The organism is Brevundimonas sp. UBA7534 (assembly GCF_002479325.1).
GTDB lineage: Bacteria > Pseudomonadota > Alphaproteobacteria > Caulobacterales > Caulobacteraceae > Brevundimonas.
Genome location: NZ_DLMO01000176.1, coordinates 1 through 5,507, shown reverse-complemented (window position 1 = coordinate 5,507; position 5,507 = coordinate 1). Strand labels below are relative to the sequence as shown.

The 5,507-nt window shown below is 67.3% G+C and carries 3 protein-coding genes and 2 tRNA genes; 1 reads left to right on the top strand and 4 read right to left on the bottom strand.

Annotated features, from left to right (window positions below; translation table 11 throughout):
• On the bottom strand, positions 1-2,742 hold a 2,742-nt coding region (locus B2U11_RS14730; RefSeq protein ID WP_292072856.1), incomplete at its 3' end, for a beta strand repeat-containing protein.
• 323 nt (positions 2,743-3,065) lie between these two features.
• Between B2U11_RS14730 and B2U11_RS14725 the strand changes: the two genes are divergently transcribed.
• Positions 3,066-4,316 carry a glycosyltransferase gene (locus B2U11_RS14725; RefSeq protein ID WP_292072855.1) on the top strand — a complete coding sequence of 417 codons (1,251 nt, stop codon included), beginning with the start codon at positions 3,066-3,068 and terminating at the stop codon, positions 4,314-4,316.
• A gap of 90 nt (positions 4,317-4,406) precedes the next feature.
• On the opposite strand, the gene B2U11_RS14720 is transcribed toward B2U11_RS14725, so the two are convergent.
• The 3 genes from B2U11_RS14720 to B2U11_RS14710 form a co-directional block, all read right to left on the bottom strand.
• A tRNA-Asp gene (locus B2U11_RS14720) sits at positions 4,407-4,483 on the bottom strand.
• A gap of 83 nt (positions 4,484-4,566) precedes the next feature.
• A tRNA-Asp gene (locus tag B2U11_RS14715) sits at positions 4,567-4,643 on the bottom strand.
• A 97-nt stretch (positions 4,644-4,740) separates the two neighbouring features.
• A partial coding sequence (locus B2U11_RS14710; RefSeq protein WP_292072853.1) for an AbgT family transporter occupies positions 4,741-5,507 on the bottom strand: 767 nt, incomplete at its 5' end.

Here is a 5,507-nt window from a genome sequence, read left to right as displayed (position 1 = left end):
GGCCGCCCGCGCCCAGGTCGTCCAGTACTGGCCTTGGGCGCGCCAGTAGAGACCCAGTTCCAGCAGGTTGGCCGACAGGATTTCCTCGGCCTCGGCCTCGGGGTCCTCGATGTCAGACGAGGTGAAGGCGACCGAGACGCCGAAGGCGCCCAGGCTGCTGCCCCGCTCCACGCCGCCGGCGACGCCGAAACCCTCGGAACGGAAACCGTAGGACTCCGTCTTGTCCTTGTCGGCGTAGAAGTTGATTTCCTGCACCCAGGCGCTGGTTTCGCCTGGCGCGGCCGAGGCGTTTCGGCCTGTCAGCGCGCGCGTCACCGCATCCACCCCGGCCGACAGAGACATCAGCGGTCCGCCCGAGTGATCCGGCAGCATCTGTTCGTAAACGTCGATGAAGTCTTCGCGCGAGGTCTGGCCCAGGAAGAGATTCTGAAGCGTCTCGTTGTCGCCCAGCGCTTCATAGATCGCGTCGAAGGCCGACGCTTCCACGCGGATCAGGTCGGCCTCCTCGGCCGTGCGACGGCGCGCGTCGATGTAGAGTTGTCCCGCTCCGTCGTCGACGCCGGCTTCGACCACGTACAGATAGGGGGAGTTCTCTTCGAGAAGGGACTGGTCCAGTTCGCCGACGTTCAACTCGCCGGCGGTCAGCAGGGTGAAGCGCTCGGGCTCGTCCAGCAGGGAGGCGAAGCGCACGCCCAACGACGCCCCGGTCGCGACGTTCGCGGCGCCGGAGACGTTGAAGCCGCCGGCCGCATCGGCGGCGGGGTCGACATTGAACAACAGCGTGCCGTCGGCGCCTACGTTCAGGCTGGAAATCGCGACAGTGGATGTCTGCGTGGCGAACAGCGAGCCGTTCGACACATCGATGTCGAGGCGTCCGTCCGCGTCGCTGATCGCGCCGACGACCGTGCCGCCGCCAGAGATGGACAGACGATCCTGGCCCGCGCCAAAGGCGATGTCGCCGGTGACGGATCCGTTCTCGACCAGGAGCGCGTCATCGCCCGATCCGAGACGGATCGCGCCCCGGATCGACGGTTCCTTAGTGTCGGGCACGCCATCGTCGTCGGCGTCGGGCAGTTCGGAGTCCTCGTCAACCACGCCGAACTGACGAATGGTCACGCCGGACGTGTTGGCGCTGACGTCCACGGCGACCGCGGTGCTGGAAAACTCCACGTCGGATTCCGCGTCGGCGGCCACCAGGCCGGAGATGACGCCCGAATTTGTCAGCTCCGTCAGGCTGCCGGACAGGTCGCGAACAGCGACCGCCTCTCCCTGATTGCCCGTGAAGCCGGCGACGATGGAGCCGGAGTTGGTGAGACTTGTCACCGAAGCGTTCTGGCCGATCAGCACGCCGGTGGCCGTCACGGCCTCGTCCGATCCCGCGACAGACTGAATCGCTCCGGTGTTGACGAGCGCGGGAGCGGTCGCTTGACCCCCGACCCACACGGCCGTGGCGTCGGCGTCGAGCGCGCTGGCGCTGATGCTGCCTTCGTTGCGGATTCCACCTGCGATGTCGACCGCGCCACCGCCTGCGACGCCAATCTGGAGCGCCTTGGACTCCACGCCGGAGTAGACACCGGAACCGGTGATGGAGCCCTGATTGATCAGGCCGTAAGCCTTGTCGCCTTCGCCCACCGCGCCGAGGGCGATGTCGCGGTCGGCGGCGCCGACCAACAGGGCAGGAGCGCCGCCGATCGACGTCAAGCTGGGCGTCGTTTCGCTCGCGTCCGGGATGCCGTCGCCATCGCGGTCGGTGTCGTCGCGGTTCTTCGTGCCGTCGCCGTCGTCGTCCTCGTCGCCGTTCTTGACGCCGTCGCCGTCATCATCTCCTTCGACGCCGGCCGGGTCGGTGTAGGTGGGGCCCACGGCCAGGATCACGCCACCCGCCACGTCGCCCGCAACCAGGACGGCCGGTCCGCCTTGCAGAAGGTCGTCAGCGTCGAGATCCTCGAGGTAGAGGTTCTTGTCATCGACGGTCCCCGTGGTGGGGCGAGCGGGCGGCGGCGTGACGTAGCGGTATCCGGTCGTACTGACGGTCGAATGCAGCACGAGAGCCCCGCCCACGTCGCCTTCCACCGCGACGCCCGTGGCGTTCGCCCCCGTCGCCGACACCGTGCCGGACACGACCATGTCCTCGGCCACATCGCCGGTGACGCTGATTGCGCGCGTGTTGTCGCCGAGCAGGTTCACCGACCCCAGGCTCATCAAAGATCCGTCCAGGTCGGATTCGACCGACAGGCCGTAGCTGTTGTTGCCCTCGACGCGGATCGCGCCGGTCCGCTCGATCAGCAGATCGCCATCCAGCGCCTCCGGCCCCGCCACGCGGACGCCGTATCGATCCGTGCCAGCAGCGAACTGACCATCCAGGTCTCCGTCCTCGTCGGTGTCCTTGTAATCCTCGGTGTCCAGAGAATCGGTGATGGTGATGGCGCCGCCGACCGTCACGGAGGCGGCGGCGCCGCCCTGGACCAGCACGCCCGTGGCGCCGTCGGCCGCCTCGGTCATGGTGATCGAGCCGCCGGAATCGATGTCCAGGTCATTGTCCGAGTCGACCGTCACGCCGGCGCCCGTCGCCACCTTCACATTGCCCCCGCTGCCGATCCGAATATCGGAAGCCGCCCCGTTGTTCGCCGTCGAGGTGCTGATCGGCGTGGTGCGCTCGTTGGAGATCACGACCTGGGCCTCGGCGCCGGCGGCGATCATCAAGGGGGCGATCGCCACGGCAGTCGCGAGCAGAATACGCATTCGAAAGAAACCCCTGGTGGTCACGCACGGACGGATTGGAGGCCCTCTTAGCAGACCTCGCTCCAGTGTTTCCAAGTTTATCGAATTTGAGGCGAATGCAAGGCGCTGACGGCGTCAGGCGCCGCGCCCGGACGAGATCCGCGTTCGTCCATTTCGCCGACTTCGGGCTGTTTAGGTGGTGTGCGGAGGGATTGCCGCGGCATTCCGCTTGAGCTTTGCCGCGACGAGGTTTACGGGCGGCCATGGCCAAGCGCGTAACCGCGAAACGCATCCAAAGCCCGTCGCGTCGCGTTCGTGGGGCCAGGCCAAGCGAGAACTCCCCCATGACCCTGACCGACCTCGAAGTTCAGGAAAGCGAAATCCGGCTGATTCCCGGCTTGGACGTCGAGGTGGCCGAGACGCTGCGGGCGCTGAAGGCGTCGACGCATGACGAGCGGCCGCGGCTGGTCGACACCACCATGCTGTTCGCGCCTCGCTCTGGCGGGGTGAAACGCTATCTGCTGTCGAAGAAGGCGTGGATCGAGGCGAACCGGCCGGATGTCGCGCATTCGCTGATCGTGCCGGGCGCGCGCCATCGGGCGGGCAGGGACGAGGTCATAAGGCTCCGGGCCACCAAGCTGCCGTTCAGCGACGGCTATCGCTGGCCCAACTCCGTCAAGCGCTGGAGCGCGTGGGTGGCGGCGATGAAGCCGGCGATCATCGAGGCCGGGGACCCCTATACGCCGGGCCAGGGCGCGCTAGAAGCCGGCCAGAGGGTCGGCTGCCCCGTCGTCGGCTTCTGCCACTCCGACCCGGCGGCGCTCGCGGCGCTTCACTTCGGCGAATGGGCCAAGAAGCCGGTCGAGAAGCGATGGGCGCGACTGTTCTCACAGTTCGACCGCGTGGTTTCGCCCAGTCGCTACATCGCCCGACGCCTGGAAGAGGCGGGCATCGAAAACATCTTCATCCGCCCCCTGGGGGTGGAAATCGACACCTTCCGGCCTGACCGCCGGGACCGCACGTGGCTGCTGGACCGGTTGGGCCTGGGGGCGGATGCGCGGCTGCTGTGCTTCGCCGGACGTCCCGCCAAGGAAAAGAATGTCGACGTCCTGATCGACGCCGTCCAGAAGCTGGGCGCGCCCTATCATCTGGTGCTGGTCGGCGCCGGTTCGGGCATGCCCGTCGAAGATCGCGTCATCTCGCTGCCGTATGAAAAGGATCCCCGCGCGGTGTCCAAGATCATCGCCAGCTGCGACGCCTTCGTGCACGCCAACGACAAGGAGCCGTTCGGCCTGATCGTTCTGGAGGCGATGGCGTGCGGCCGTCCCGTGGTGGGCGTGAACTCCGGCGGCGTGGCCGAGACCGTCGATGAATCGGTCGGCCAGCTGGCTGCGCGTGCGGACGCCGACGATTACGCCCAGGCCATCGAGGCCCTGTTCGCGCGCGATATCGAAGCAATCGGCCGCGCGGCGCGTGTGAAGGCCGAGACCCAGTTCGCCTGGAACCGCGTGTTCGAGGATCTGTGCGACTTCTATGGCGACCTGACCGGCGAGGCCGGCTTCACCGGGCGGACGGGCGATCGTCCCGTCCACTGAGGCGTCCACATCGCCGCGTCCGGCGACGGGACAACGCATGCTGTTCGGGGCATTGGGAAAAGCGGGGCGCCACTCTCTGTGGATCAGGAGTGGCGCGAGTGACGGGGCTCGAACCCGCGACCTCCGGCGTGACAGGCCGGCACTCTAACCAACTGAGCTACACCCGCGTATCCAGGTCGAAACTTTAGAGCTGTTCCGAAAGCTGTTCTTTGGGAAGGCGGTGCGCCACTTCGTCTATTTCTAGAAGAAGTGGCGCGAGTGACGGGGCTCGAACCCGCGACCTCCGGCGTGACAGGCCGGCACTCTAACCAACTGAGCTACACCCGCGTTTCCCGGCCGAAGCGGCTGTGCGCCTCGGCGAGGGGCGTCGTTTAGGCGGACCGACCGGGCGCGTCAAGCGACCTTTTCGGCAGAAGTGAACGCCTCAACGCATCGTCGGCGCGGCCGCCGGCTGGGGCGGGCTGTGCGGACCCGCGACGCCGCCGGAAATCGGCTCCTGCGCGGCGACGGCGGGCGGCGGCGCCTCATAATGGACACCAACGCCCGGACCCAGCGGCAGGTCCAGCGCCACCCAGGCCGCCACCATAACCAGTCCCGCCGCCAGGAAGGCCCCGGCGTAGGGCAACATGGTCGCCATGAGGGACCCGAGGCCGAATCGCGGATCCCACCGCTGGGCGAAGGTCAGGATCAGCGGGAAATAGCTCATCAGCGGCGTGGCGATATTGGTCACCGAATCGCCCATCCGATAGGCGGCGGTCGTCATCTCGGGCGAGATGCCCAGCAGCATGAACATGGGCACCACGATCGGGGCCAACGCCGACCACTTGGCGGAGGCCGAGCCGATGAACAGGTCGAACACGCAGCTGACCAGCACGACGACGATCAGCAGCAGCGGGGCGGGCAGGGCGATGTCCTGCAAGGCGTCGGCCGCGTTGACCGCGAGAATCGGTCCCAGGCCCGACCAGTTGATCATGGCGACGAAGTGGGCGGCGAAGAAGGCCAGTACGATGTAGGGGGCCAACTGCGATATGCCTTCTCCCATCATGCGGACCATGTCCCGGTGCGACTTCACGGTGCCGGCGCCCGCTCCATAGGCGCCGCCCGCGACGAAGAAGGTGACGGCGAAAAAGGCGATCAGCGAGCGATACAGCGGGTTGAACGTCTGGCCCGGCTCGGCCTCCGCATCGACGA